Origin of the sequence: Rhodanobacter sp. ANJX3 (genome assembly GCF_014200755.1) — a bacterium.
Taxonomy (GTDB): domain Bacteria; phylum Pseudomonadota; class Gammaproteobacteria; order Xanthomonadales; family Rhodanobacteraceae; genus Rhodanobacter.
In genome coordinates, this window is the sequence record NZ_JACHCM010000004.1 from 142,679 (window position 1) to 167,613 (window position 24,935).

The window sequence follows — 24,935 nt, forward strand, 5'->3', positions numbered from 1 at the left end:
TTGTGACCCATTAAAAGGAATCGCGCATGAGCGATAACGACAAATCCGCGCCGGTGACCCGCGAACAGGCGGAAGACGCTGTGCGTACGCTGCTGCGCTGGGCCGGTGAAGACCCGACCCGCGAAGGCCTGCTTGACACACCCAAGCGCGTGGTCAAGGCCTATGGCGACTGGTTTTCCGGCTATACCTCCGACCCGGGCGAATATCTGAGCCGCACCTTCAAGGAAGTGGCCGGTTACGACGAGATGGTCGTGCTGCGCGATATCGAGTTTGAAAGCCACTGCGAGCATCACATGGCGCCGATCATCGGCCGTGCGCACGTGGGCTATCTGCCGACCAATCGCGTGGTCGGCATAAGCAAGCTGGCGCGCGTGGTCGACGGGTTTGCGCGGCGCTTCCAGGTGCAGGAAAAGCTCACCGCGGAAATCGCCAACTGCATCCAGGAAAATCTGCACCCGGCCGGTGTGGCGGTTGTCATCGACGCCAGCCACGAGTGCATGAGCACGCGCGGCGTGCACAAGCGCGGCGTCTCGATGATCACCAGCCAGATGCTGGGCTCGTTCCGCGAGGACGCGCGCACGCGCATGGAATTTTTGCAGTTTATCGGCATCGACCGCGGCGTGCGCTGAGTGTCCGCCGCCGCGATGTCTGGACGTCCATTCTCATCGCGGCTGGCGCAGTTCTTTTTCGCAACGCTGCTTTCGGCGAGCGCGATAACCGCGGCGCAAGACTATCCGCAGACGCCGCGCGACTACCTGCGGCTGATGGATGCCAACGGTGACGGCAAGATCAGCGAAGCCGAATACGTCGAGTACATGAGCCGCAGTTTTCTGCGCATGGACGCGAACGGCGACGGCATTCTGGAGTCCAGCGAGCTGCCGGGCGGGCACGGCAGACCCATTTCGCTGCGCGAGTTCCAGGACAATCTGCGCAGGCAGTTTCACCGGCTCGACCGCAACCACGACGGCTACCTCAGCGCGAAAGAGCTGGCGCAGCCGCCGGGTTGATTGATAGGCGTCGCGCCTACTGCGCGCCTCAAGTGGAAATCGCCAGACGCTCCGATCGATACAGCTGCATGGTCACCAGCACGGCAAGCAGCGCCGCCAGCAGGCTTCCTGCGAGACATGACACGACCTGCATCGGCTCCATGCCGTCGCCGCGCAGCAGCTGCATGATGCCCAGGTTCTGACCGAGCAACGGCACGGCATACATCCACGGCTCGGCCTTGATCGGCAAAATGGCCAGCACCAGGCTCGGGATCGCGGGAACCAGCATCAGCAGTGACAGGTAGGTCTGTGCCTCGCGATAGCTCTTGGCGAACGCCGCCACCAGCGACTGCAGCGCGGCCAGCAGCAGCAGGATCGGCAGCATCAGCAGCAGTACATAGGCTGCGAAGTGCACGCCGAGATCCAGCTCCATGCCGATCTTTTCCGCCGGTATGAATTGACCCACCACCGCAAACGCCACCAGCGTGATCAGCAGGCTGGCGGTCGAAAACACGCAGATCGCCGCCAGCTTGCCCAGGAAGATTTTCCAACGTGCCACCGGGTTGGCGAACAGCGGCTCCAGCGACTGCCGTTCGCGCTCACCGGCAGTGAGGTCGATCGCCAGGTACATGCCGCCCATGAAAATCGTGATGATGAAAAAGTACGGCAGCATCGCGAACATCAGCACCGCCCGCGACTGCGGCGTGGCCTGATCGCGCCTGGCGACCACCAGCGGCCACGCCGTGCTGGGGGAAAGCCCGCGCGCGACCAGCCGCATCGCACCCTGCTGGCGCGCATAACTTTCCACCAGCTGGCTGACACGCTCTACCGAAGTGTTGGCATCGCGCTGCGACGAATCGAAAATCATCTCGACCTGCACAGGCTGGCCTTCGCGCCAGGCCTTGCCGTAGTTCGGCGCAATGCGCAGCACGACGTCGGCGTCCTGCTTGCGCACGGCTTTTTCCGGATCGGCCGGCGCGGCGTCCGGCACCACGCCGCCCGCCTTAAGCGCAGCGATGAGATTGGGCGCGTATTGCGCGCCGATCACCGGCACCGGCAAAGGCCTATCTGCCTTGTCCAGCTCGCGTCCGAGCGAGACGTTGAGCAGCATCACGAACAGGATCGGCCCCAGCAGTGGACCGGTGAGAAACGCGCTGATCATGGTGCGCCGATCGCGCAAATTTTCTCTAACCTCTTTAAGAAAGACGGTGAGAAAAGCGCGGCTGCGGCGAACGGCAATTTTTGGTGGCGTATTCATGCGGCCAAACCTTCTTCGCTGCCGATGATCTTGACGAAGGCATCTTCCAGATTCGCTTCACCGGTCTGCTCGCGCAACGCATCGGGCGATTCGTCGGCCACCACGCGGCCGTGCGCGATCACCACGATGCGGTCGCACAGCGCGGCGACCTCCTGCATGATGTGGCTGGAGAACAGCACGCAGCGTCCCTCCTCTCTCAGACGCTGCATAAACTGGCGCAGCGCGCGCGTGGCCATCACGTCCAGACCGTTGGTCGGTTCGTCGAGTATCACGTTGCGCGGATCGTGCACCAACGCTCGGGCGATCGCGGTTTTTACGCGTTGGCCCTGCGAAAAGCCTTCCGTGCGGCGATCGCCGATATCGCCCATCTCGAGCGACTGGATCAGTGCCTCGCGGCGCGCTTTCAGAATATCTTCCGGCAGGCCGTGCAGCCGTCCGAAATAATCGATGTTCTCGCGCGCGGTGAGTCGCTTGTAGAGCCCGCGCGCGTCCGGCAACACGCCGAGCTGCCGGCGCACGGCCAGCGCGTCGACGCCGGCATCGATGCCATCGACCAGCACCTGGCCGCGATCCGGCGTCATCAGCGTATAGAGCATGCGCAGCGTCGTGGTCTTGCCGGCGCCGTTGGGCCCGAGCAGGCCGGTGATTTCGCCGTCGCGCGCCATAAAGCTGACGCCATCGACGGCTTTCACGACGCCGAAGGCTTTATGCAGATCCCTGACTTCGATCACGAGAGTTTGCTCCGATTACGGCAGGCACGCGGTCCGACCGTGCGCTGCGACAGCACAGCCAGCAGCGGTAGCAGAATCACGCAGAGGAAATGCGGCGCCTGGAGCACAGCGGCAGCAAGTATCGCTGCGGCCCACAGCGTGGCGTTCACCAGCACATAGTGTTCTCTCATGGCGCGGCTCCTCAAGGTGTTGAACCGTTGAAATCGATGAATATCGGGGTGGGCTGCAGCAGGTCCAGACAGCTCGCGTCGAGCGACCTGGGGTCGAGCTTCTCGACGAATTGCTTGATCAGCTTGGGCGCACAGCCGGCCGCCATGACGCTGTGCGCCTGTCCCTTCAGCACCAGCACGCGCGCGTTGGGCAGACCCTTGGCGATTTCTTCGGCATAGCGCGGTGGCGTGACCGGATCGTACTGGCCGGCCAGCAGCAGCACGGGTTTGTCGGTCTTCAGCGGCTGGTGGAAATTCGCCGGTCGCGTGCCCTTGGGCCAGACCGAGCAGACCGCCTTCAGCGAATCGACCATCTTGGTGCCGAGGATGGTTTGCTCGTCCTGCGGGCGTGGCGTCAGCAGGTCGGCATCCTCGCTGCAGATGACCGAGTACTGCATGCCGCTGCCCATCAGCTCCGACAGATCGCCGGAAAGAATTTTGGCCTGCCCCAACAGCGGGCCGACGTCGCCATGCGCGGCCGCGTCGATCGACATCGGCAGCAGCGCGGCTGTCGGTGGCGTATAGGCGAACATGCGCACCACGCTGGCCAGCGAGCTTTCGTTCAACACGCGCTTGACCGCCCGATACGTTTCCGGATCGCGAAAGCTCACCGGATGCGGGTTGGCGCGCAGCGCATCGCGCAGCTGATACAGCGTCTGGTCCGGATCGCCGAAGCGTTGCTTGCAGGCCGGTTCGGCAGTGCAACGCGCAAACTGCAGCTTCAACGCTTCGTCCAGCGTCTGCGCAAAGCTTTCGCCGAGCGCCAGCGTATTGGGCACGCTGCTGTCCAGCACCACGCTGCGCACCGCATCCGGGTAATGCATCAGGTACTGCTGCGCCATGCGCGTGCCGTAGGACACGCCGATCAGATCGAACGCCGGCGAGCCCAGCGCCTTGCGCACATCCTCCAGATCTTGCGCCGCTACCGTGGTGGTGTAGTAGCGCGGGTCGGCGCGCGGACTGATCTGCTTGAGGCAGGCCGCAGCGGCGCTGCGAATTTTGCCGACGTCGTCGCTGTCTTCGTCGTCCTTGGCGGTGATCTCATCGGAGTCCTTGCAGGTGAGCGCGTTGGAGCCGCCGGTGCCGCGCTGATCGATCAGCAGCACATCGCGATGCGCACGCAGCGGCTGCAGCACCGAGGCCACCGTGCCGGCTTCGGCGGTTGCCGCCTGCCCCGGACCGCCAGCGAGAAACACCAGCATGTCGCGGCTGGGCACCTGCGCGCTGGTGCGCAGCACCGCCAGTTTCAGCTTGATGATCCGGCTGTGCGGATCGTCGCGATTTTCCGGCACGGGAAAATCGGCGCACCATGCCGCGGTGCTGAGCCCGCTATTGGGCTGCCCGAGCTCGCATGCGGTGAGCGTGACCGAACCGAGCTGCCAAGTGCGCGGTTTCGCCGGCGCTTCGTCTTTCTTTGGCGATGTCGCCGGCACCGGCTCGTTGGCGAGCGAATCGTCCTTTGCATGGAAGTGATTCCAGGCGAGCACGCCAGCCACCACGACAACGACTCCGATACGAAAAAGCGACCGTCCTTTCAGTGCCATGCCGCCTACCCCTCACCCGGAACAAAAATGGATTCAATCGAACGGTCGAACAGTTTGGCGATCTTGAACGCCAGCGGCAGGCTGGGATCGTACTTGCCGGTTTCGATGGCATTGATCGTCTGCCGCGACACGTCAAGCCGTTCGGCCAGATCGGCCTGCGACCAGCCCTGCTCGCCGCGCAGTTCGCGTAGCGAATTATTCATGCGTCACGCGTGGCCATCGCGGTGCCGGGCGCGGCGCTTTCGCCAATGGATGACAGCCCGGGCGAGCGCGACGACGATAAGGGCGGCGGCCATCCCGACCACCATTCCAGCGTGAAACGCATCGCGCTTGAGATAGGCAAACAGCGCCACAAAACCGAACATCGCCGCGAACGCCGTCACCCGCCAGTGCAGCGCGATGGATTCATCCGCGTCGCAAGCCAGATCGTCGCCATAGCGTTGCGCCACCACCCAGCGGGTGAAGCCGTAGCAGATCATCATGACCGGAAAGACCCAGATCAGGATGCTGCCATCCAGGGCCAGCACCCGGGCCGAGGCCAGAAACCCACCGACCAGGCTCAACGTGGCAACCACGCCGGTCGCCACGCCCAGGCCGATCAGATGCGTGCGCTGCTCCAGCTCGTCGCTGTCGCGAATGCGCCGCGCCATCAAAGCGATCACGTAAAGCATCGGCGGCAGCGGTGCGAGCGCCAGCACCCAGCGCAGCGGCACGCTGCTCGCCGTACGCACCAGCGGCCAGACCAGCACCATCAAGGCGACGTAGACCGTCATCGCGAGCAGCACACGCTGCTGGTAGCGCTTTTCTTTCAAGCGGGGCATGGCGGCATCCTCGGAGAATCCCAGCAAGTCTTCGATTTGCTCACTGGAGTGATATCTCGCTGGCAGACGCTTTCCCAGCGTTGGAGGAAAATGTCATGTCAAGCGTACTTGACACAAAGAGTGCGCGAGCCGGCCCGGTATGTCAAGCCTGCTTGACATCAGTCCTTTGCCGCCATGGGCGATGTTGCATTTGTCCGTTTGTCGGCACAGAGCGCCGCCTGGAGTCACCGAGGCGGTGATATTCGAGCGGGAATGCCCCATCTGGCGGTCCGCCTTCCAGCAGCGGAATGTGATGCAGCACACGCTTTCCAACTCACGGATTTCGAGGTCCATTGAAATGATGTGAACCGAAGCCGCGTGCAGCCTGCCTTTGTCATTTTTTGTGCATTCCTTTCGGGAGGGTTGACCAAGACTGCTGGCACAGGGATTGCCTCCTGTATCTGGTTCGAGGCGTTCATTCAAATCGTTTGGCTACCGGGGGAATCCCATGTTCATGAAGAATACTTTGCGCGGTATCGCGTTCACCGTCTTGGCAAGTGTCATGGCCTCTGTGCATGCCGCCAATCCCGCCACGGCCACCTTTCAGGTACTGATCACTATCACCAAGGCCTGCACGGTCACCGCGGGCTCGGCATCCAATATCAACCTGGGCTCGGTCGCAGCTACCGCGGTAAACACCACCGGCAGCAACACCATCAGCGTCAACTGCTCCAAGACCACGCCGTATTACGTGGGCCTGGCGCCATCGAATGCCAACACGGCCGGCGCCGGCACCATGGTGTCTACCACCGCGCCAGCGACCAACACCGACAAAGTGCCCTACCAGCTGACCTCGACCGCCGGCGCCGGCGGCACGATTTGGGGCAATACCGCGACGTCTACGGCGGTAGGCAACGGCGTGGCAGGCACCGGCACGGGCCTGGCGCAATCGCTGACCGTCTACGCGACCGCCGCCAGTGCCAACTTCACCCCGGACAGCTACGCCGATACCGTCACCGTCAACGTCAATTATTGATCGGCCATGCCGCGCGCTTTGCACTGGCGATGTGCGCTGCTCGCGCTGGCCGCGGCCAGCAGCGGTGCCACGGCCAGCGGTCTGCAGGTGGCGCCCGTCACGCTGAGTCTGCAGCCGGCGCAAAATGCCGACGGACTCTGGCTGAGCAATACGGGGGACAGCGTGATCCACGCCCAGGTGCGGGTTTATCACTGGTCGCAGGATGCCAGCGGCGACCAGCTGACCGCATCGCAGGGGCTGGTGATCAGTCCACCGATGCTGCAACTGGCGGTCGGCGAGCCGCAGCTGGTACGGGTTATACGCCTCGGTGCCCCGCCCAATGGCCCCGGCGCCGTCGAGGACGCCTTTCGTGTGGCTATCGACGAACTGCCGGTCGACATGCACGGCAAAAAAGGCCTGCAGTTCGTCCTCCATTACAGCGTGCCGGTATTCGTGGAGCCGGCCGGTTCGAGTGCGGCACCGCCGGCGCTGCACTGGGCCCTGCAGCGTGACGGCGACCATGCAGTCCTGGAGGTTGGCAACACCGGCGGCAGCCATGCGCAGCTGGCCAGCTTGAGTTTCATCAACAGCGCCGGCCAGCGCAGCGAAATCACGCCGGGCCTGCTCGGTTACGTGCTTCCCGGCGCCACCATGCGCTGGGTCTTGAAACCGCCCGTGGCCGTGTTCGCGTCCGGTGGCACGCTGGAGGCATCGATCAATGGCGAGAAAGCTACGCAAAAGCTGTCGCTGGCCGATCGTCCTCGCTGAGCTGCTATGTATGCAGGGATTGCTGGCACCGGCCGCGCACGCATCGAACACGGCAGATAGCGCAGCGCCCGCCACCAGCCCCGCACTGATTGCCGATGGCGGCAACCCGAACGGCCAGGCGGGAAACGACCTGTATCTGGACGTGATACTCAACGGCGCATCCAGCGGGTTGGCTCACTTCAGCCTTCGCGACGGACAGCTGTGGGCAAGCCAGGCCACCTTGCGTCAGCTCGGGTTTGCGCTGCCGCCGGGGATGTCCGACCCGCTGCGACTGAGCAGCCTGCCCGGCAGCATGGTCGCCTACGATGCCAGCGGGCAGACGGTAAAGATCAACGTGCCGCTGCGCCTGCTGCGGCTGTCGACCACGGTGCTGAATACGCCGACCGCCTCGGCAAAAAAGCCCAGCGCATCGCCCGGCGCGCTGCTCAACTACGAGGTCTACGGCACCCAGGGCGAGCACGGCACCGGCAGCCTGAGTGCGTTCACCGAGCTGCGCGTGTTTGGACCGGCCGGGGTGTTCAGCAGTACCAGCCTGTCTCAGGCCACGCGTGGCGAAGGCAGCAGCAGTTCAACCGACAAGACGGTGCGACTGGATACCTCGTTCAGCACCTCGTTCCCCGACAGCCTGCTGACGCTGCGTTTCGGCGACACCCTCACCGGCGCGCAAACCTGGACGCGCTCGACCCGCATCGGCGGCATCCAGCTGGGCACGGACTTCGCGCTGCAGCCGTATCTGATCACCGCGCCGCTGCCGGCATTTATCGGCTCGGCCACGCTACCGTCGCAGGTCGATCTCTACGTCAACGGGCTGCGCCAGTACAGCGGCAAGGTGCCCACCGGACCGTTCCAGCTCAACACCATTCCCAACATCAGCGGCGCGGGCAATGCGCAAATCGTGCTGACCGATGCGCTGGGGCGAGCGACCACGCTCAACTTTTCGCTGTACGACACGCATCAGCTGCTGCAACAAGGGCTGTCGCAGTGGTCGACCGACATCGGCTACGTGCGCGAAAACTACGGACTGGCGTCGTTCGACTACGGTCGCGACCCCGCCGCCAGCGGCAACTGGCGCTATGGCGTCAGCGATCATTTCACCGCCGAACTGCACGGCGAGGCCACGGCCGGCCTGACCGAAGCCGGCGCCGGCGGCGTATGGCTGCTGGGCGACAGCGGCGGCGTTCTCTCCGGCTCGCTGGCGCAGAGCGAGCACCAGGGCCAGAGCGGCTCGCAGTACAGCGCGGGCTACAGCTGGCGCAACAATCGCTTCAATTTCAGCGTGGATGAAACGCGCACTCGCGGCGACTACCTCGATGTCGCCTCGCTGTATGGCGCCCCGCCGCCGAGCGTGAGCGCGCAGGCAGTGGTCGGCTACAGCACCCGGCACCTGGGCGAGTTTGGCGTGAGCTACCTGGATTTGCGCTATCCCAAACAGGACCCCTCGCGCTACGCCACCGTGTATTGGTTCAAGTCGATCGGGCATGCGATGTCGCTTAGCCTGAGCGCCAACCAGAACCTCGACAATGCAACCGATCGCAGCCTGTTCGCCGGCTTCAACGTCGTGCTGGACGACACCACCACGGTAAGCACCGGTCTGCAGCGCGACGGCAGCAGCACGGGCCTGAGCCTGGACGCCAGCAAATCGGCGCCCAGCGCCGGCGGCTGGGGTTGGCGTGTCGACCTGCGCCAGGGTGGCGATCAGAATGGCGGCCAGGGCGAAGTGGATTATCTGGGCCGTTACGGCATGCTCGATGCCGGCGTCAGTTCGATCGCCGGCCAGAACTATGGCTATGCCGGTGCTACAGGTTCACTGGTCTTGATGGGTGGCGACGTGTTCGCTTCGCGGCGCATAGACGATGCCTTCGCCGTCGTTTCCACCGACGGCATAGCCGGCGTGCCGGTAAAACTCCAGAACAACCCGATCGGCACCACCGACAGCCACGGCATGCTGCTGGTCGAGCCACTGAATTCGTATCAGAACAACGAGGTGTCGATCGACCCGATGCAGCTTCCGCAAGACGTGCGGATCGATCGGGTCAGAACGATCGCCACGCCGACCGATCGCGCAGGCATATTGGTCAAGTTCGGTATCACGCCGGTGCAGGCCGGCGTGCTCACCCTGGTCGACACGAACGGCAAGCCGCTTGCGCTCGGCAGTCAGGTGCGCGTACACGGTCAGCGCAGCGGCGATCCGGCGCTGGTCGGCTTCGATGGCCACGCTTACCTGGAAACCCTGCAGAAGCACACCGTGCTCGACGTGCTTACCCCGGATGGCGAATGCCATGTGGCCTTCGACTATCGCAAAGTGGGCAAGACGATTCCGCACATCGGCCCGCTGCGCTGCTTGGCGGAGACCTTCCGATGATGAAGCCGCGGCTGATTGCCGCGATCGTATTGCTGATCGCGCTGATCGGCAGCGCGCTGATAGCGCCGCGCACCGTACATGCCCAGGCCGCCTCGGTCACCTGCAGCGTGACCAGCGCGCCGACGATCAACTTCGGCCCTGTCGACGGTCTGGTTAACGGCGCCACCACCTCGGCATCGATCGGCTGGACCTGCAAAAACCCCTCGTTGCTGCTGGCTGCCAACGCGACGCTCTGCATCAATATCGGTAACGGCACCGGCGGCGTTCTGGGAACCAATCGGCTGATGTCGGCCGGCACCGGGCAAAACCTGCAGTTTCAGATGTACCAGGACAGTGCTCGCACGCAGATCTGGGGCTCGCTTTTTTCGGCCGTCAACAATGTGCCGTATCAAACATCGATCGTCGTACCTCTCGGCATTACCGTGCTGCTGCCCGGCACCGCCAGCGGCACGGCAACCGTGTATGCCAGCGTGCCCAACGCGCAAATCGGCCTGACCGCCGGCACCTATATCAGCACGTTTGCCGGCACCGATGCCGAAATCACTGTCGCTTCCAACTACACGACGACGCCGGCCACCTGCGGCACCGGCAACGCCAGCGCCTTCAGCTTCACTGCCAACGCCGTCGTCACCAAGAGCTGCACTATCACGGCAACCAACAACCTCAATTTCGGGTCGACGGCCGGCCTGCTGACCAGCAACGTGGACGCGACGACGACCGTGCAAACCCAGTGCACCAACAGCACCGCGTTCCAGATCGGACTGGACAACGGCCAGCACGCCAGCGGCACTACCCGGCAAATGGCCGGCAGCAGCGGCGACCTGGTCATCTACGAGCTGTATCAGGACAGCGCCCGCACCATACGCTGGGGCAACACAGTCAATACCGACACTGTCACCGGCACCGGAAACGGCGCCGTGCAAACCAACACCGTATACGGCCGCGTGGCGCCGCAGACGACGCCTACCCCCGGCACCTACAGCGACACGATCACGGTCAGCGTGACCTATTGATCCGTTTCGGTCGTCCCCGAGCTTGCCGTTGCCCGCAACCCGACCGCACCCGCCGACCGCATGAACGCGCGGCCATGGCCGGCGCGATTTATCGATATCCAGACTGCCGTGAAGCCGGCTCGCGCGAAGGCGTCGGACTCTCGTGCGAATAAGCCGACCGCCGTCGTCAGCGACGCGCAGTACGCAAGAACTGGCGGGCACGAGCGTTAAATAAAACATGAGACCCGCGTGAAGAAAAAGTGACGTAGTTCACATTATCGGTGCCATAATTTGTCAGGGAATGTGTAGGGGTTTTGCCTCTCAGGCGGGCATGAAAAATTTAAATTCCATATCTTTCAAATATTTATCTATAGCCATTAGTGCTCCAGCACCAAGTGGCGCCCATTTTGCAAAATGAAACTCAGACCGTTCGATACGTCATTGCATGGTCTTGCTTGTCCGAATACATCTCCCTGGGTATCGACGCGCGTTGCGATCAACCAATCACGACAACAATTTGAAGGAAGCACCATGAACAAGACTCTCTTCTACGCCCTGACCACCGGCTTTTTCAGCATGGCCGCTCTGGCCCCGGCAGCGGCTCTGGCCGTCGACGGCACGATCAACTTCACCGGCGCTGTCACGGCGTCCACCTGCAAAATCAACGGCGGCGCAGCTCCCGCTACCCTCGCTGTCACCCTGCCGACCGTAGCCAACACGTCGCTGGCATCCGTCGGTGCCGTCGCCGGCCGCACGCCGTTCAGCATCGCGCTGAGCGCATGTACCGGTCAGACCAAGGCCACCACGTATTTCGAGCCGGGCCTGACCACCAGCACCGACGGCAATCTGAAGATCGCCAGCGGCGGCGCCAGCGGCGTCGAACTGCAGCTGCTCAACAACGACGCTACCAATAGCGTGATCAATGTCGCCAATGCGTATGGCGCACAGAATTCCAACCAGATCACCCTGACGTCCGGTGCCGGCACGGTGAACTACTACGTGCAGTACTACGCCACGTCTGCGGCCGTGACGGCCGGCGCCGCCAACAGCAGCGTTCAGTTCACCATGGTTTATCAGTAAGCATGCATGACAGGCTTTACGGCGAAGCTGCTTCGCCGTAAAGCCTGGGTTTGCTTTGCACCAAACCTCTTGCGGAAACCTTTCGATGAAAAGCATGGGTTGCGGCGTACTGTCGTACGCATTCGCACTTCTTTTCTGCGCGAACGTCGCGCAGGCCAGCGTGATTATCGGCGGTACTCGCGTCATTTTTCCCGCGAAAGACGGCGAGGTAACGTTGCGCCTGAGCAACGACAGCGCACGACCTGCGCTGATCGAGGCATGGGTGGATCGCGGTGATCCGAAGTCCACGCCAGAAAAAGTCGACGCGCCCTTCCTGATAACGCCGCCGCTGTTTCGCATCGAGGCGCACAAAGACCAGAGCCTGCGCATCATCGCCACGCCGGCGCCCCTACCGACGGATCGCGAATCGTTGTTCTGGCTCAACGTTCTGGAAATTCCACCGAAACCCAGTTCGATGGAAACGCAGGACAAGAACACCCTGCAGCTGGCGATCCATTCGCGGCTCAAGCTTTTCTATCGCCCGGATCACCTGCCAGGCGACCCGCTAAAAGTGCCGGCCCAATTGATCTGGAAGGTCGCTCCGCAGGCGCAGGGCTACGTGCTCGACGTGCGCAACCCGACTCCTTACCACATCACCATTACCGACCTGTCGGTCAACGTGGGCGGCAAATCGTATGCAAGCGAAACCGGGATGATCGATCCGCTCGGTGTGCTGCGACTGACCATCAAGGGCCTGAGCCAGGCCCCAGCCGCCGGTACGCCGGTTAACTATGTTGTCGTCAACGACTACGGCGCGGCAACGACGTTCAGCGGCACGATCGCCCCATGAAGGGTCGACCGGCTCCGCCTTCGGCGCTTCGTTGGCGCAGGTACGGTGCGTGCCGCCATATCCTGCTGCGTGCCTCGATCGCGATGGCGTTGGCCGGGCGGGTGTTGCCGGCAGCGGCGATGCCGGTCGACGGTGTTGCCAGCGCCCCGCCCGATGCCGCGGCCGACGCGAACAGCAACGACGCCAGTTTCGACCGCAACCTGCTGTCCGGATCGAGCAAAAACACGACCGACCTGTCCCGCTTCGAACACGGCAATCCCGTGCTGCCGGGCCGCTACAACGCGGACGTCTATCTCAACACCGTACTGTCCGGACGAAGCAACGTACGTTTCGCGACCGTCGCCGGGCAGGACAGCGCCAGCGCGTGCGTCGATCGCCATCTGCTCGATCAGCTCGGCCTGCATCCGCCGAAACTCTCCGCCGACCTTGTCGCCAAGCTGGAGGATCCCGCCGCATGCGTCGATATCGCTAGCCTGATACCCGATGCCACCGTCACGTTCGACATGGCCGAACTGCGCATCGACGTGAGCGTTCCGCAGACCTACCTCGGACAGACCCCACGCGGCTACGTCAGCCCGGAAAACTGGGATGCCGGCGTGCCGGCCGGGCTGTTGAACTACAGTTTCAACAGCTATCGCACCACCAACGAGGGACAGGATCAGACCTCGGCCTACCTCGGCCTCAATGCCGGCTTCAATTATGGCCCGTGGCACTTCCGCCAGGATTCGACGCTCAACTGGCAATCCGCCAGCGGCAGCGCGCCGGCACGTCGGCAGTGGCAGAACATCGATACCTATGTGCAGCGCGATCTGCCCGCATGGCGCGCGCAGCTCACCTTGGGCGATTCGTATACCGATGGCCAGGTGTTCGACAGCTTCGGCCTGCGCGGCGTGCAGATTGCTTCCGACGATCGCATGCTGCCGGACTCCCTGCGCGGCTACGCGCCGGTGGTACGCGGCGTAGCCGACACCAATGCCAAGGTGACCGTGCGCCAGAACGGCGTGCTGATCTACCAGACGACGGTGGCGCCGGGCCCGTTTGCCATCAGCGACCTGTATCCCACCGGCTACGGCGGCAGCCTCGATGTAACGGTGACCGAAGCGGACGGACGGGCGCGCAGCTTTTCCGTCCCGTATGCGTCGGTCGTGCAGCTGCTGCGTCCCGGCATCACCCGTTTCGATATCGCGATCGGGCAGCTGCGCGATCAATTCATCGAGCACCAGCCGGCGGTGGCGCAGGCAGCGCTCCAGCACGGGTTTACCAATCTTCTGACCGGCTATGCCGGCCTCGTCGGCTCGCAAGGCTACGCCTCGGTGCTGATCGGCAGCGCGATCAACACCCGCTATGGCGCAGTGGCGCTCGATCTGAGCCATGCACGCACCGACGTTCCCGGTTATGCGACCCAGGCCGGCCAGAGTGTCCGACTGAGCTATAGCAAGATCTTTACCGATACCAACACTTCGTTATCGGTAGCCGCGTACCGATATTCGACCAGCGGTTATCTGAATCTGACCGACGCTGCGCTGACGCGAGACGACGCGCGACGCGGTATCGATCCGTTCGACTACGTGGCTCCGACAGCGCTTCCGACAACCGACGACGGCGTGCTGACCCCGGCTCAGCAGGCGTCGCTGTTTGGCACCGATGCGCTGGGCAATTCGCTGCTCAGCAGCACGGGCTTGCAGCGCCAACGGGGCACCTTTTCGATCAGCGTGAGTCAACAGCTCGGCGCACACGGCGGTTCGTTCTACGCCAATGCCTCCACCACCAATTACTGGAATAGCCCGGGCACGAATACGCAATTCCAGGCCGGCTACAACAATACGTTCCACCGCGTGAGCTATAGCCTTTCGGCAACCCGTTCGCGCGATCAGCTTGGCCGCAACGACAACCAGTATCTGGTGAGTTTCAGCGTGCCGCTGGGCGACGCTGCGCATGCGCCCACGCTGTCGTTCAACGCCAGTCACGACCAGACCGGTTCGCAAGATCAGGCGATGGTCAGCGGCTCGCTCGGTGCCGACAACCAGGTCACCTATGGCGCGACCGCTACGCATGGCAGCGGCGAAACCGGCAACTCCGGCAGCGTCAACGGCGGATATCGAAGCCCGTATGCGATTTTCAACGGCAGCTACGGCAGCGGCAGCGGCTATTCGCAGACGTCGCTGAGCGTCACCGGTGCCGTGGTCGCCCATCCCGGCGGCATCACGTTCGGTCAGCCGACCGGCGATACGGTGGCGGTGGTGTTCGCACCCGACGCGAACGGTGCACGGCTGACCAATGCCTCCGGCGTGCGTATCGACAGCGCCGGATACGCGCTGGTGCCTTATCTCACCCCGTACAATCTCAACACTATCGGCATCGACCCCAAAGGGCTGCCGCTGGACGTACAGCTGGATGCCACCAGCGCCCAGGTGGCGCCGCATGCCGGTGCGGTGGTAATGCTGAAATTCCGCACGGAGAGCGGGCGCACCATCATCGTGCGCGCCCGCTTGCCCGACGGCCAGGCACTGCCGTTCGGTGCGGAGGTATTCAACGCACAGAACCAGTCGCTCGGGGTCGTCGGCCAGGCCGGCCAGGTCCTGCTGCGCGGCGTGGACCAGAGCGGATTGCTCAGCGCACGCTGGCAGGACGACGATGGCAACAAACTATCGTGTTCATTCCACTACCGGCTGCCTGCCACAACAAGCAAACATGTCCAGCGCTATGAAGAAATTCAAGCCACCTGCCTCTCCAACACTCCTGTCGCGATGGCCGGTGGCAGCCAATGACTCGCGCATGCGTCTTGCTTTCGCACGACTCAAGCGCGACGACCGACATATCCAGGGCGATCATGAAACGCTTTTTTGACCGGGTTGCAGACTTTTTCGGCACGGGATGGCTGCGCGGGAGCGCTTTGTTATTGGCGCTTGGCATACTTGCGCTTGTATCCGGCGGGGCGAAAGCCAACTGCACCATCACGGCCGGCTCGGCGCCCGCTGCGGTCAACTTCACGCCGCCAAGCTCCACGATAACCGTATCTTACGGCGCCGCCGTGGGCACCGTGCTCTATCAATCGGGCTCGGTGGCGCCCGCCAATCCCAACTCCATGACTTGCAGCAACAACTCCATCTATGGCGTCAGCAACAACGTCGGCGCTCAACCAGGAACAACGGCAACGATTTATCCGACAGGCGTTGCCGGCATCGGCTACAGCATTGGACATAGCACCTCGACCAACCTTTTGCTGCCTTATCCGTGCTGCACGATTGCCAATGGCTCGTATACCAACTCGGTCGCGTCCTCTCTGACCCTGATCAAGATCGGACCGATTGTCAGCGGCAGCGTCATACCGGCGGGCACGCTGGCGTACTGGTTGTATGCGAACGGATTGAAGATCGAAGCGTTCAATCTGACCACCTCGATAACCATTATCGATCCGGCTTGTTCGGTCAACACGACGCCGATCAATGTCACGCTGCCCACCGTAAGCGTCGGGGCCATGGCGAGCGTCGGAGCTACCGCTGGAACGACGCCGTTCGCCATCGCCCTGACCTGCTCCAGCGGTGCCACGCTCGACATCGAGCTGGACTATGCCGGCACCGCATCGAACATCACCGGCGTGCTTACCAAAACATCCGGCAGCTCCGCCGGGGTGGGCTTGCGATTGCTGGACCAGAATTACAATCCGGTCGTGTTTGGCGCCACGACCGTTGTCGGCAGCACGCCGACCGGTGCATTGAGTATTCCCTATTACGCTCAGTACTACCGCAGCGGTACCGTCACGGCGGGCAGCATCAACGCCTCCGCCACTTTCACCCTGTCGTATCAGTGACCGGACACACCTCTATGAAAAATCCAATGATTCACTATGTTCTAGCACTGGGTCTTTTCGCGACATCTGCCAGCCCTGGTATGGCGCAATCCGTGGCGCATCCAAGAACGGCCCATGCGACCAGCCGAACCGGCGTACCCGCGAATACGGCGACAGGCTCGCCAAACACAACTCCTTCTATTGGCAATACATCGCAGCCGATCACGCGGGCGCCGCTAACGACCGATTCCACCGCCGCTGCGGGCCACCAAGCCAACGGTGCCATCCAGAGCGCAGGCGCCACGAGCGCCAAGGTCTGCCGAACAGACGGTTCGACGGTTTATTTCTGCAATTGATAGCGGACTGGCGGGCCGAGCCCCCGATCAAGTAGGTGCACGCGCCCGGAAGCGGCCGGCCTGCTTACACGGCGACCTCCGGCTTTCGTGTTCACTCGTAAGTCTGCGTAACCAGAACCGGATCGTCAGCGTCGGGGCGACCGGCTTTGACATAGCTGTCGAAATAAGCGAGCACGCGATCGGACTCTGAACTCGACAAGCGCTCGACGCTCACGGCGTAGAAGCGTGCCGTATTGGCGGCCGGGTGGCCGGTTTCGCTGCATGCTCGGCGTACCGGCTGATTCACTAAAGCTTCACTGACCGTTGCCGTTAAAGAACTCGACCCGGCAGCGATGCTGCAGGTTGGAGCGACAATGGCACCGACGAAGCTGATGGTGCCGCCGTCGGCAGCGGCTGGCTCTGCGATCAGGGCGCAGGCAACCATGGCACATAGGCTGAAAGCCGAAACAACGCGTCGTGCAAGATGCATGGGAATGTCCTCAAGCCCCCGCGAAACGGCGGGTTGCATGAAGCGCATCGGCAGCACGACGGATGTCTTGATGCCATCTCCCTACCCCGATGAGCGAAATGTGAGCCGAGTCACATAATCCGTCCGAACCATCATTCGGAATCGCTCGGTTCGTTTCCCCTGTCTGCATTCACAGAGAAAGGAGAGGAATGCGCCGTTCTCACGTAAACAGCCTTATGTCGGCTATCGCATATGCTGTGGCGCGCGGCGTTTGAGAAAACCCTGCGGAAAAATAGAGTGGCGTGGGTGCCGTTTTGCTCCGCTTCCCTCGAAAATCACGGAAACGGAGGCTTTTCACGCACCCGCTCAACTATTCATAGGTTTGAGTGACGACGACAGGATCTTTGGCGTTAGGCGAGCTGTTCTTTACATATTCGTCAAAGTACCGGAGCACTCGATCTGCTTCTGATGCCGAAATTTGAACGGTCGTGCTGGCATAAAACCTGGACGCTGCCGATGCGTGTGCGCTTCCGGCATCGCAATCGAAACGCTGCCCAAGCGAGGTCGAGGCCGATGCTGCCGAAGCCGTCGTTGCCGTCAGCGCAACTGGGCAAGTGGGAGCAACAATGCTCCCTGAAAAAACGATCTTCGACTCTTCCGCACTAACCGTAGAAGAAAGCGAGATGAAGCACATAACCAAGCCCGCCGCCAACTTGGAGAAAACTGAAGTCATATCGAGATTCCCCCTGTGAGCACAGCTCAGGGCGGTCTGCCCTGCCAGGGTTAGAATCTGCTTTCGACCTCGACGATAATGGCGGCCAGCTCACGGTTTGAACGTGATAACGTCGTGAAATAGCTAATAAAATCAACTTTTTGTATTGCTCGCGCGATGACAGCGTGAGGGCCACGTGATCCAGCACAGCGGCGTGCGATACGAAGTCGTTACCGTTGCTCACGCAAAGCGCACGCCCATATCGGTCGGCGGTGGCATGAACAGGCTGTTAGAGATTGACCTCAGCGCGAAGAAATGTACTTTTCGCGGCGGATCTGCGGCACGGGAAGACCGAAGTCCTTCAATACGATAAAGGCAGCATCGACCATGTTGGGATTGCCGCAGAGGTAGGCGATGTCACGCTCGGCGCTGGGTGCCAATTCGGCCAGCACGGTCTGCACGTGGCCGCTGCGATCGGTCGGGAGCGGAGTGGCGCGCGGCTGGCGGCTCAGGCAGCCGTGAAAGACGAAGCCCGGATGCTGCTGCGAGAAAGCTTCGAACTCGTCGCCGTAAAGCAGCTCTTCTTCGGAGCGCGCACCGTACAGCAGCACGACTTCGCGATCGCCCTTTTCCAGCAGTGCGGCAATTTGCGGCAGCATCGCGCGGTACGGCGTGACGCCGGTGCCCGTGGCCAGCAGCAGATAACGCGGGTGAACATCGGCCTCGTGCAGGCAGAAGCGCCCGTAGGGTCCGCTGGCATCGATGATGCCGCCGTGCGCCAGCTCCCCCAGAAGCTTGGTGGCCGCGCCGCCCTCGACGTAGCTCACCGCAATCTCGATGCGCTGCACGGGCGAGCTGCCATCGCCCACGGTGGCTACCGAATAGCTGCGCTTGGTCGCCGTGCCGTCGTCGTACTGAAAGTGGATTTGCAGGAACTGCCCCGGCTGGAATGCCAGCGGCTGGCCGTCAACCCGCTCGAAAACGAGGTGGCGCACCGACGACGCCAACATGCGGCTATCGACGAGACGGAGCTGGAAATGATCGGCCATGGGAGTCCTGACGGTCTTGAGGAAACGGTGCGTGCACCCGGAGGATCGGGTGGCCGCGCCAAGCCCGCTATAATAGTTGGCTAAGAGCCGCTGACCAAACGCTGGCGCTGCCGCCATTCGAACCCGCGGGTTCGGGGCGCGCCCAGCGCATGGTTTTCCAGGCTTTCCCTCACCCGGCATCCCCCATGACATCAGCACCCGCACTCGTCGTCGAGAACCTGCGCAAGACCTATGGCAACGGCGTCGAAGCCCTCAAGGGCATCAACCTCACCGTGCAACCCGGCGACTTTTTTGCCCTGCTCGGCCCCAACGGCGCCGGCAAATCGACGCTCATCGGCATTCTCTCGTCCCTGGTCAATTCCACCGACGGCGATGCCAAGGTGTTCGGCATCTCGGTCAATAAGCATCGAAACGAGGCGATGAAACTGATCGGCCTGGTGCCGCAGGAAATCAACTTCAACCAGTTCGAGAAACTGTTCGACATCTGCGTGAACGAGGCCGGTTTCTACGGCGTGCCGCGCAAGATCGCCGCCCAGCGCGCCGAAAAATATCTGAAGGAGCTGCGCCTGTGGGACAAGGCGCAGCACCAGGCGCGCATGCTGTCCGGCGGCATGAAGCGACGCCTGATGATCGCCCGCGCCATGATGAACGAGCCGAAGCTGCTGATCCTCGACGAGCCTACCGCCGGCGTCGACATCGAGATCCGCCGCTCGATGTGGCAATTCGTCAGCGGCATCAATGCGGCCGGCACCACGGTGATCCTCACCACGCATTATCTGGAGGAAGCCGAGCAGCTGTGCCGCAACATCGCGATCATCGACGGCGGCCGCATCGTCGAAAACACCAGCATGCGCAACCTGCTGGCGACGCTGGATGTCGAAACCTTCGTATTCGATATCAGCGGCACGCTTGGCGACCTGCCGACGCTGCCCGGCATCATCTTGCGCCGCATCGACGACCACACGCTGGAGGCCGACATGCCGCGTGCGCAGGATCTCAATTCTCTGTTCGCCGCCTTGTCGGAAAACCACATCACGGTCGTTTCGATGCGCAACAAAACCAACCGGCTGGAGGAGCTGTTCGTGCGGCTGGTCGAGAACGGTCGCCATGACAATGACGGCTCGGAGAAAGCGGCATGAGTACCTCAACCAATCTCGTCGCACTGCAGACGCTGGTCCGTCGCGAAATCGTGCGCATCATGCGCATCTGGACGCAGACGCTGATTCCGCCGGCGATCACCATGACGCTGTACTTCGTGGTGTTCGGCAAACTCATCGGCGGGCGTATCGGCACCATCGAAGGCGGCTTCAGCTACATCCAGTACATCGTGCCCGGCCTGGTCATGATGAGCATCATCACCAATAGCTACGGCAACATCTCCAGTTCGTTCTTCGGCGCCAAGTTCAGCCGATCGGTGGAAGAGATGCTGGTCTCGCCGATGCCGAACTGGGTGATCCTGCTCGGCTATGTCGCCGGCGCAGTGACGCGCGGCCTGGTGGTCGGCGTGCTGGTGCTGCTGATCGCGCTGTTTTTCACCTCTCTGCATGTCGTACATCCGATCATCACCTTTCTCTCGGTGCTGCTCGGCGCGACGATTTTTTCGCTGGCCGGCTTCGTCAACGCGGTGTTCGCCAAGAAGTTCGACGACATCGCGCTGGTGCCTACCTTCGTGCTGACTCCGCTCACGTATCTGGGCGGCGTGTTCTATTCGATCAACATGCTCGGCGAGCCGTGGCAGACCATCTCACGAATCAACCCGATCCTGTACATGGTCAACGCGTTCCGCTTCGGCGTGCTGGGCATCACCGACGTCAATATCTGGGTCGCGTTTGTCGTGATGCTGGCATTTGTCGTGGCCTTGTCGATCGTGGCGCTGCAGTTGCTTCAGCGCGGTATCGGTTTGCGGTCGTGAAAACAGGGGCGAGAGGCGAGTAGCGAGGGTTGCGAAGTTGAGCTTTCATCGATAACCAATCAACGTAGAACTCGCATTTCGCACCCTCGCCCGTCGCCCCTCATCTCTGGCTCCAATAATGCGCGTCAACAAATACATCAGCGAAGCCGGCCTGTGCTCGCGCCGCGAGGCGGACGATTTATTGGTTGCCGGGCGCGTCACCATCAACGGTGAAATCGTGAGCACCGGCGCCAAGGCGCTGGATGGCGACGAGGTGCGCGTGGATGGCGAGATCGTCAAGGCACGCATTCTCGCGGCCACGCCGGGTGCCAAGAAAGCCGTCTATATTGCGCTGAACAAACCGGTCGGCATTACCTGCACGACCGACCAGAGCGTCGATAGCAATATCGTCGATTTCGTCGATCATCCGCAGCGCATTTTTCCGGTCGGTCGGCTGGACAAAGACTCCGAAGGGCTGATCCTGCTGACCAGCAACGGCGACATCGTCAACGAGATTCTGCGCGCCGAAAACAACCACGAGAAGGAATACCTGGTCGCGGTGGACAAGGCCGTCACCGACGAATTTCTGCGCGGCATGGCCAAGGGCGTGCGTATCCACGGCCAGATGACCAAACCCTGCCGCACCCGCCGCATCGCCAAGTACGGCTTCTCCATCGTGCTAACCCAGGGATTGAACCGGCAAATCCGTTTGATGGCCGCCGCGTTCGACTATCGCGTGACGCAGCTGCGTCGCGTGCGTATCGACAACGTCAAGCTCGCACATTTGAAAATCGGCCAGTGGCGCAATCTCACGGAAGCCGAACTCAAAGGACTTCTGCCGGAACGCACGCAGTGGTGAGTCCGGTCGATTTTTTGTAGAAGCGGCTGTCGCGGCGTGGGGCCACTCATGCATCATCGCGGCGATCGATGCCAGCAAACCTTCTGCCCTACACTCCTGGCGAATGCCATCGAACGGTGGCCCGATGCACCGCGACATGCCATCCGAATGACATGTCCGAATACGGCCAGACCGCCACTCAGCATTGCCTGACAATGCCGGAACTCCATCAAGGACTTCCCCATGACACCGTCGTTCCAGCTTGTCGGTATTGACCACGAACCGTTTGAGTCGCTCTTCCTGCTGTCGGACGAAGCGTTGAAGGAACATCATGCAGAGCGTCGCATCGCAGCCGAGAGCCCGGGCTATCCCTGCCGTGTCAGCCTCGAGGACGCAAAAGTCGGAGAAGAACTGTTGCTTCTCCCCTACCTTCACCAACCGGCCGCGTCGCCGTACCGCGCGTCAGGGCCCATCTTCGTCCGCCGTGCCGCGAAACAGCGCAGGCTGGAGGTAGGGGAGGTTTCGAGTTACGTCACCGGCCGCCTCATGTCGGTGCGCGCGTATGACAAGGCACACATGATCGTTGCTGCCAGTGTGTGCGAGGGCATGCTCGTGGCAAAACGACTCGAGAGTTACTTCGGCAACGATCAGGTCGATTACATCCATCTGCACAACGCCGAGCGAGGATGCTTCTCCTGCCAGGTCATTCGCGCCTAGGCATCGATGTGCCCGATCCTTGCATCGAGCCTAGCTGGCTATGGCTCGTCGCTTTTTGTCGCAGCTCGCCCTTCGTAGGAGAAAGAAAGTGCTCCCATCAGAAAACATCGGAGCGGATCAGGCCGCCGGCAGAGTCTGCAGATCCCAGCGCGGATACACCTGTACCGAAGCATCCTGGTACTGCCCGCTGGCCAGCCGAATCGCACCGGCCAGCGCGATCATCGCGCCGTTGTCGGTGCAGAAATCCAGTCGCGGAAAATAGACCTTGAAGCCGTCCTTCGTGCCGGCCGCCGCCAGCTCGCTGCGCAAGCGTCGATTGGCGCCGACGCCGCCGGCGATCACCAGCCGCTTCGCGCCACTGGCCTCTAGCGCGCGCCGGCACTTGATGATGAGCGTGTCGACGATGGCCTCCTCGAACGCTCGCGCGATATCGGCGCGCGTCTGATCGCTCTTGTCCGACTGCTGCCAGGCCAGCAGTACCTGGGTTTTCAGGCCGGAGAAGCTGAAGTCGAGGCCGGGGCGATCGGTCATCGGGCGGGAAAAGCGAAATGCGCCCGCACGCCCGCTTTCGGCCAGCTTCGCCAGCATGGGGCCGCCGGGGTACGGCAGGCCCATCATCTTGGCGGTCTTGTCGAAGGCTTCGCCAGCAGCATCGTCCAGCGTGTCGCCGAGAATCGTGTACTGGCCGATGGCCTTGACCTCGACCAGCATCGAGTGCCCGCCCGACACCAGCAGGGCTACGAACGGCGGCTCCGGCGGGTCGTCCTCCAGCAGCGGCGCCAGCAGATGGCCCTCCATGTGATGCACGCCGATCGCTGGCACGCCAAGGGCCCAGGCCAGTGCCCGGCCCGCCGACGCACCGACCAGCAGCGCCCCGACCAGACCCGGGCCGGCGGTATAGGCCACGCCGCCCAGGTCCTGCACGGTCAAACCCGCGTCGGTCAGCGCCTGGCGAATCAGTGGCACGAGCTTGCGCACATGGTCGCGGCTGGCCAGTTCCGGCACTACGCCGCCGTACTCGGCGTGCAGCTTGATCTGGCTGTAAAGCGTGTGCGCCAGCAGACCGCGGCCTGGAGTGGCGGGCTCCCAGCGCAACAGGGCCACGCCGGTTTCGTCGCACGACGTCTCGATACCGAGCACGGGTTTCATCACATTAGGATCCATCGGATCAGGCTTGCTCACATCGGGTTTCATCGGACGAAGCCCGTCAAATCGGGCTGGCGCAAATCAGGCTTTATGGGGGCTTTGAAAATTGAGCGATATGCGCGGTATACTTTGCGGCTCGCCCTATCCAACAGTCCCGTTTCCGCGGGAAGATTACCACTCGGAGTTTCCATGCCCAACGTAAAAGTTCGCGAGAACGAGCCGTTCGAGATCGCACTGCGTCGTTTCAAGCGTACCTGCGAAAAGGCCGGCGTGCTCGCTGAAACGCGCAAGCGCGAGTTCTATGAGAAGCCGACCCAGGAGCGCAAGCGCAAGCGCGCTGCCGCCGTCAAGCGCCATCTGCGCCGCCTCTCGCGCGACGTTTCTCGCAAGACCCGCCTGTACTGAGTTTCCCGATCTGCCCTCAGCGGCAGATTCGCCGGCGCCCAGCGCCAGGCCCATAGGAAACGCGGTTGGCGCCAGCTCTTACTGAAGCCGTCGCAGCCACCGCAAGCGCATCGGATCGATCAGGCCGGTGTTGTCCCCAGGGACAACGCCGGCTTTGTCGTTTCCGTAGAATCGACTTTTCGCTGTCCGTTCTCCCCAACCCACCGGAGATTCCACACATGACGCTCAAGCAGCAGCTTACCGAAGATATGAAAAACGCCATGCGCGCGGGCGAAAAACATCGTCTGGGCGTGATTCGCCTGATGCTGGCGGCGATCAAGCAACGCGAGGTCGATGAACGCATCGAGCTGGACGACGCCCAGGTGCTGGCCGCGCTGGAAAAGATGCTCAAGCAGCGGCGCGACTCGGTCAGCCAGTTCGAGGCGGCCGGTCGCGAAGATCTGGCGATCATCGAGCGCGACGAGATGGCGGTGATCGAAACCTACCTGCCGACCAAGTTGAACGATGCAGAAATCGACGCTCTGGTCGAGGCCGCCATTGCCGATACCGGCGCCAGCTCCGCCCGCGACATGGGCAAGGTCGTGGCCGCGGTGAAGGAAAAAGCCGCTGGCCGGGCCGACATGGCTGTGGTGTCGGGCAAGATCAAGGCACGGCTGGCCTGAGTTTGTCGCGTCGGACACCGATGTTGCGGCGAAAACGGCGCAATATTCTGCGAACGCGACCTTTTTAAAGGCCGACCAGCCGCGCCATGCATTCTCTTCACGTGACTGCCACAAGAATGCCCGCGTCCGGCCACTCCGGCCATCACCATCGTAGGGAGTACACCATGCTGAAGTGGGCCATTATTTTCGCCATCATCTCGCTCGTCGCCGGCTGGTTGGGCTTCGGCGGCATCTCCGGCGCCGCGGCGACTGTAGCCAAGGTACTGTTCGCGATTTTCATCATCATCTTCATCGTCATCGTGCTGGGGCTGGTAGGCATCGTCCACCTGTTCTGACCGGCCGAATCG

27 protein-coding genes are annotated in these 24,935 nt (G+C 62.5%); 17 read left to right on the forward strand and 10 right to left on the reverse strand.

The features are described from left to right. The first annotated feature begins 26 nt into the window (after nucleotides 1–26). On the forward strand, nucleotides 27–629 hold the full coding sequence (gene folE / locus HDE76_RS12420) for a GTP cyclohydrolase I FolE (protein WP_179480611.1): 603 nt from the start codon (nucleotides 27–29) through the stop codon (nucleotides 627–629). Next, nucleotides 630–1,007 carry a hypothetical protein gene (locus HDE76_RS12425; RefSeq protein WP_343205704.1) on the forward strand — a complete coding sequence of 126 codons (378 nt, stop codon included), beginning with the start codon at nucleotides 630–632 and terminating at the stop codon, nucleotides 1,005–1,007. A gap of 28 nt (nucleotides 1,008–1,035) precedes the next feature. Here the strand turns inward: HDE76_RS12425 and HDE76_RS12430 are convergent, their stop codons facing one another. Genes HDE76_RS12430 through HDE76_RS12455 form a run of 6 tightly spaced genes read right to left on the reverse strand, consistent with a single transcriptional unit; the run spans nucleotide 1,036 to nucleotide 5,549 of the window. After that, on the reverse strand, nucleotides 1,036–2,244 hold the full coding sequence (locus HDE76_RS12430; RefSeq protein ID WP_179480607.1) for an ABC transporter permease: 1,209 nt from the start codon (nucleotides 2,242–2,244) through the stop codon (nucleotides 1,036–1,038). After that, the gene (locus HDE76_RS12435; protein WP_179480605.1) at nucleotides 2,241–2,975 is read right to left on the reverse strand and encodes an ATP-binding cassette domain-containing protein; all 735 of its coding nucleotides are present in this window, start codon (nucleotides 2,973–2,975) and stop codon (nucleotides 2,241–2,243) included. The genes HDE76_RS12430 and HDE76_RS12435 overlap by 4 nt, the downstream gene beginning before the upstream one ends. After that, on the reverse strand, nucleotides 2,972–3,145 hold the full coding sequence (locus HDE76_RS12440; RefSeq protein ID WP_179480604.1) for a hypothetical protein: 174 nt from the start codon (nucleotides 3,143–3,145) through the stop codon (nucleotides 2,972–2,974). The genes HDE76_RS12435 and HDE76_RS12440 overlap by 4 nt, the downstream gene beginning before the upstream one ends. Nucleotides 3,146–3,156: 11 nt before the next feature. Then, a complete protein-coding gene (locus tag HDE76_RS12445) occupies nucleotides 3,157–4,728 on the reverse strand; it encodes an alpha/beta hydrolase (protein ID WP_179480602.1) in 1,572 nt (523 codons plus the stop codon). A gap of 5 nt (nucleotides 4,729–4,733) precedes the next feature. Continuing rightward, nucleotides 4,734–4,931 carry a helix-turn-helix transcriptional regulator gene (locus HDE76_RS12450; RefSeq protein WP_179480600.1) on the reverse strand — a complete coding sequence of 66 codons (198 nt, stop codon included), beginning with the start codon at nucleotides 4,929–4,931 and terminating at the stop codon, nucleotides 4,734–4,736. A gap of 3 nt (nucleotides 4,932–4,934) precedes the next feature. Further along, the gene (locus tag HDE76_RS12455; RefSeq protein ID WP_184507997.1) at nucleotides 4,935–5,549 is read right to left on the reverse strand and encodes a hypothetical protein; all 615 of its coding nucleotides are present in this window, start codon (nucleotides 5,547–5,549) and stop codon (nucleotides 4,935–4,937) included. A gap of 541 nt (nucleotides 5,550–6,090) precedes the next feature. Between HDE76_RS12455 and HDE76_RS12460 the strand changes: the two genes are divergently transcribed. From HDE76_RS12460 to HDE76_RS12495, 8 genes are all read left to right on the forward strand, one after another. After that, complete coding sequence (locus HDE76_RS12460) at nucleotides 6,091–6,564, forward strand: spore coat protein U domain-containing protein (protein ID WP_218862376.1); 474 nt, start codon at nucleotides 6,091–6,093, stop codon at nucleotides 6,562–6,564. 6 nt (nucleotides 6,565–6,570) lie between these two features. Further along, nucleotides 6,571–7,311 carry a fimbria/pilus periplasmic chaperone gene (locus HDE76_RS12465; protein ID WP_184508000.1) on the forward strand — a complete coding sequence of 247 codons (741 nt, stop codon included), beginning with the start codon at nucleotides 6,571–6,573 and terminating at the stop codon, nucleotides 7,309–7,311. A gap of 10 nt (nucleotides 7,312–7,321) precedes the next feature. After that, complete coding sequence (locus tag HDE76_RS12470; protein WP_255481586.1) at nucleotides 7,322–9,673, forward strand: fimbria/pilus outer membrane usher protein; 2,352 nt, start codon at nucleotides 7,322–7,324, stop codon at nucleotides 9,671–9,673. Further along, the gene (locus tag HDE76_RS12475; RefSeq protein WP_179480590.1) at nucleotides 9,670–10,686 is read left to right on the forward strand and encodes a spore coat protein U domain-containing protein; all 1,017 of its coding nucleotides are present in this window, start codon (nucleotides 9,670–9,672) and stop codon (nucleotides 10,684–10,686) included. Before HDE76_RS12470 ends, HDE76_RS12475 begins: the two co-directional genes overlap by 4 nt. A 510-nt stretch (nucleotides 10,687–11,196) precedes the next feature. Then, nucleotides 11,197–11,745: a fimbrial protein gene (locus HDE76_RS12480; RefSeq protein ID WP_255481587.1), complete on the forward strand. Its 549-nt coding sequence runs from the start codon at nucleotides 11,197–11,199 to the stop codon at nucleotides 11,743–11,745. A gap of 85 nt (nucleotides 11,746–11,830) precedes the next feature. Then, nucleotides 11,831–12,574 carry a fimbria/pilus periplasmic chaperone gene (locus tag HDE76_RS12485; RefSeq protein WP_179480588.1) on the forward strand — a complete coding sequence of 248 codons (744 nt, stop codon included), beginning with the start codon at nucleotides 11,831–11,833 and terminating at the stop codon, nucleotides 12,572–12,574. Continuing rightward, complete coding sequence (locus tag HDE76_RS12490) at nucleotides 12,571–15,342, forward strand: fimbria/pilus outer membrane usher protein (RefSeq protein WP_184508006.1); 2,772 nt, start codon at nucleotides 12,571–12,573, stop codon at nucleotides 15,340–15,342. Before HDE76_RS12485 ends, HDE76_RS12490 begins: the two co-directional genes overlap by 4 nt. 62 nt (nucleotides 15,343–15,404) lie before the next feature. Next, entirely contained in the window at nucleotides 15,405–16,385 is a 981-nt protein-coding gene (locus HDE76_RS12495) for a fimbrial protein (protein ID WP_184508009.1), read from the forward strand. Between the two features lie 426 nt (nucleotides 16,386–16,811). Here HDE76_RS12495 and HDE76_RS12500 read toward each other — a convergent pair whose 3' ends face one another. From HDE76_RS12500 to HDE76_RS12510, 3 genes are all read right to left on the reverse strand, one after another. Next, a complete protein-coding gene (locus HDE76_RS12500) occupies nucleotides 16,812–17,246 on the reverse strand; it encodes a type 1 fimbrial protein (RefSeq protein WP_184508012.1) in 435 nt (144 codons plus the stop codon). 292 nt (nucleotides 17,247–17,538) lie between these two features. Next, entirely contained in the window at nucleotides 17,539–17,901 is a 363-nt protein-coding gene (locus HDE76_RS12505) for a hypothetical protein (protein WP_184508015.1), read from the reverse strand. 281 nt (nucleotides 17,902–18,182) lie between these two features. Further along, nucleotides 18,183–18,929 carry an FAD-binding oxidoreductase gene (locus tag HDE76_RS12510; RefSeq protein ID WP_179480580.1) on the reverse strand — a complete coding sequence of 249 codons (747 nt, stop codon included), beginning with the start codon at nucleotides 18,927–18,929 and terminating at the stop codon, nucleotides 18,183–18,185. A gap of 185 nt (nucleotides 18,930–19,114) precedes the next feature. On the opposite strand from HDE76_RS12510, the gene HDE76_RS12515 reads away from it, so the two are divergent. From HDE76_RS12515 to HDE76_RS12530, 4 genes are all read left to right on the forward strand, one after another. Next, the gene (locus tag HDE76_RS12515) at nucleotides 19,115–20,068 is read left to right on the forward strand and encodes an ABC transporter ATP-binding protein (RefSeq protein WP_184508018.1); all 954 of its coding nucleotides are present in this window, start codon (nucleotides 19,115–19,117) and stop codon (nucleotides 20,066–20,068) included. Further along, nucleotides 20,065–20,841: an ABC transporter permease gene (locus HDE76_RS12520; RefSeq protein WP_179480576.1), complete on the forward strand. Its 777-nt coding sequence runs from the start codon at nucleotides 20,065–20,067 to the stop codon at nucleotides 20,839–20,841. Before HDE76_RS12515 ends, HDE76_RS12520 begins: the two co-directional genes overlap by 4 nt. Nucleotides 20,842–20,959: 118 nt before the next feature. After that, nucleotides 20,960–21,679: a pseudouridine synthase gene (locus tag HDE76_RS12525; RefSeq protein ID WP_184508021.1), complete on the forward strand. Its 720-nt coding sequence runs from the start codon at nucleotides 20,960–20,962 to the stop codon at nucleotides 21,677–21,679. A 222-nt stretch (nucleotides 21,680–21,901) separates the two neighbouring features. After that, nucleotides 21,902–22,375 (forward strand): DUF1203 domain-containing protein, encoded by a 474-nt coding sequence (locus HDE76_RS12530; protein WP_179480572.1) that lies wholly within the window; start codon nucleotides 21,902–21,904, stop codon nucleotides 22,373–22,375. A 117-nt stretch (nucleotides 22,376–22,492) separates the two neighbouring features. Here HDE76_RS12530 and tsaD read toward each other — a convergent pair whose 3' ends face one another. After that, nucleotides 22,493–23,539, reverse strand: a complete 1,047-nt coding sequence (tsaD, locus tag HDE76_RS12535) for a tRNA (adenosine(37)-N6)-threonylcarbamoyltransferase complex transferase subunit TsaD (RefSeq protein WP_184508477.1) — start codon at nucleotides 23,537–23,539, stop codon at nucleotides 22,493–22,495. A 171-nt stretch (nucleotides 23,540–23,710) separates the two neighbouring features. Between tsaD and rpsU the strand changes: the two genes are divergently transcribed. The 3 genes from rpsU (at nucleotide 23,711) to HDE76_RS12550 (ending at nucleotide 24,923) form a co-directional block, all read left to right on the forward strand. Then, the gene (rpsU, locus tag HDE76_RS12540) at nucleotides 23,711–23,926 is read left to right on the forward strand and encodes a 30S ribosomal protein S21 (protein WP_077483322.1); all 216 of its coding nucleotides are present in this window, start codon (nucleotides 23,711–23,713) and stop codon (nucleotides 23,924–23,926) included. Between the two features lie 218 nt (nucleotides 23,927–24,144). Continuing rightward, nucleotides 24,145–24,588, forward strand: coding sequence for a GatB/YqeY domain-containing protein (locus tag HDE76_RS12545; protein ID WP_179480570.1), 444 nt, complete (start codon nucleotides 24,145–24,147; stop codon nucleotides 24,586–24,588). A 164-nt stretch (nucleotides 24,589–24,752) separates the two neighbouring features. Next, nucleotides 24,753–24,923 carry a DUF1328 domain-containing protein gene (locus HDE76_RS12550; protein ID WP_179480568.1) on the forward strand — a complete coding sequence of 57 codons (171 nt, stop codon included), beginning with the start codon at nucleotides 24,753–24,755 and terminating at the stop codon, nucleotides 24,921–24,923. Nucleotides 24,924–24,935 lie beyond the last annotated feature (12 nt).

Bases quoted from the DNA above. Each gene is read 5' to 3' on its own strand.
- HDE76_RS12450 (WP_179480600.1), bottom strand. From the start codon at position 4,931: ATGAATAATTCGCTACGCGAACTGCGCGGCGAGCAGGGCTGGTCGCAG.
- tsaD (WP_184508477.1), bottom strand. From the start codon at position 23,539: ATGGATCCTAATGTGATGAAACCCGTGCTCGGTATCGAGACGTCGTGC.
- HDE76_RS12470 (WP_255481586.1), top strand. From the start codon at position 7,322: ATGCAGGGATTGCTGGCACCGGCCGCGCACGCATCGAACACGGCAGAT.
- HDE76_RS12455 (WP_184507997.1), bottom strand. From the start codon at position 5,549: ATGCCCCGCTTGAAAGAAAAGCGCTACCAGCAGCGTGTGCTGCTCGCG.
- HDE76_RS12510 (WP_179480580.1), bottom strand. From the start codon at position 18,929: ATGGCCGATCATTTCCAGCTCCGTCTCGTCGATAGCCGCATGTTGGCG.
- HDE76_RS12460 (WP_218862376.1), top strand. From the start codon at position 6,091: ATGGCCTCTGTGCATGCCGCCAATCCCGCCACGGCCACCTTTCAGGTA.
- HDE76_RS12430 (WP_179480607.1), bottom strand. From the start codon at position 2,244: ATGAATACGCCACCAAAAATTGCCGTTCGCCGCAGCCGCGCTTTTCTC.
- HDE76_RS12475 (WP_179480590.1), top strand. From the start codon at position 9,670: ATGATGAAGCCGCGGCTGATTGCCGCGATCGTATTGCTGATCGCGCTG.
- HDE76_RS12495 (WP_184508009.1), top strand. From the start codon at position 15,405: ATGAAACGCTTTTTTGACCGGGTTGCAGACTTTTTCGGCACGGGATGG.
- HDE76_RS12490 (WP_184508006.1), top strand. From the start codon at position 12,571: ATGAAGGGTCGACCGGCTCCGCCTTCGGCGCTTCGTTGGCGCAGGTAC.
- rpsU (WP_077483322.1), top strand. From the start codon at position 23,711: ATGCCCAACGTAAAAGTTCGCGAGAACGAGCCGTTCGAGATCGCACTG.
- HDE76_RS12505 (WP_184508015.1), bottom strand. From the start codon at position 17,901: ATGACTTCAGTTTTCTCCAAGTTGGCGGCGGGCTTGGTTATGTGCTTC.
- HDE76_RS12485 (WP_179480588.1), top strand. From the start codon at position 11,831: ATGAAAAGCATGGGTTGCGGCGTACTGTCGTACGCATTCGCACTTCTT.
- HDE76_RS12525 (WP_184508021.1), top strand. From the start codon at position 20,960: ATGCGCGTCAACAAATACATCAGCGAAGCCGGCCTGTGCTCGCGCCGC.
- folE (WP_179480611.1), top strand. From the start codon at position 27: ATGAGCGATAACGACAAATCCGCGCCGGTGACCCGCGAACAGGCGGAA.
- HDE76_RS12530 (WP_179480572.1), top strand. From the start codon at position 21,902: ATGACACCGTCGTTCCAGCTTGTCGGTATTGACCACGAACCGTTTGAG.
- HDE76_RS12550 (WP_179480568.1), top strand. From the start codon at position 24,753: ATGCTGAAGTGGGCCATTATTTTCGCCATCATCTCGCTCGTCGCCGGC.
- HDE76_RS12480 (WP_255481587.1), top strand. From the start codon at position 11,197: ATGAACAAGACTCTCTTCTACGCCCTGACCACCGGCTTTTTCAGCATG.
- HDE76_RS12515 (WP_184508018.1), top strand. From the start codon at position 19,115: ATGACATCAGCACCCGCACTCGTCGTCGAGAACCTGCGCAAGACCTAT.
- HDE76_RS12440 (WP_179480604.1), bottom strand. From the start codon at position 3,145: ATGAGAGAACACTATGTGCTGGTGAACGCCACGCTGTGGGCCGCAGCG.
- HDE76_RS12545 (WP_179480570.1), top strand. From the start codon at position 24,145: ATGACGCTCAAGCAGCAGCTTACCGAAGATATGAAAAACGCCATGCGC.
- HDE76_RS12445 (WP_179480602.1), bottom strand. From the start codon at position 4,728: ATGGCACTGAAAGGACGGTCGCTTTTTCGTATCGGAGTCGTTGTCGTG.
- HDE76_RS12520 (WP_179480576.1), top strand. From the start codon at position 20,065: ATGAGTACCTCAACCAATCTCGTCGCACTGCAGACGCTGGTCCGTCGC.
- HDE76_RS12465 (WP_184508000.1), top strand. From the start codon at position 6,571: ATGCCGCGCGCTTTGCACTGGCGATGTGCGCTGCTCGCGCTGGCCGCG.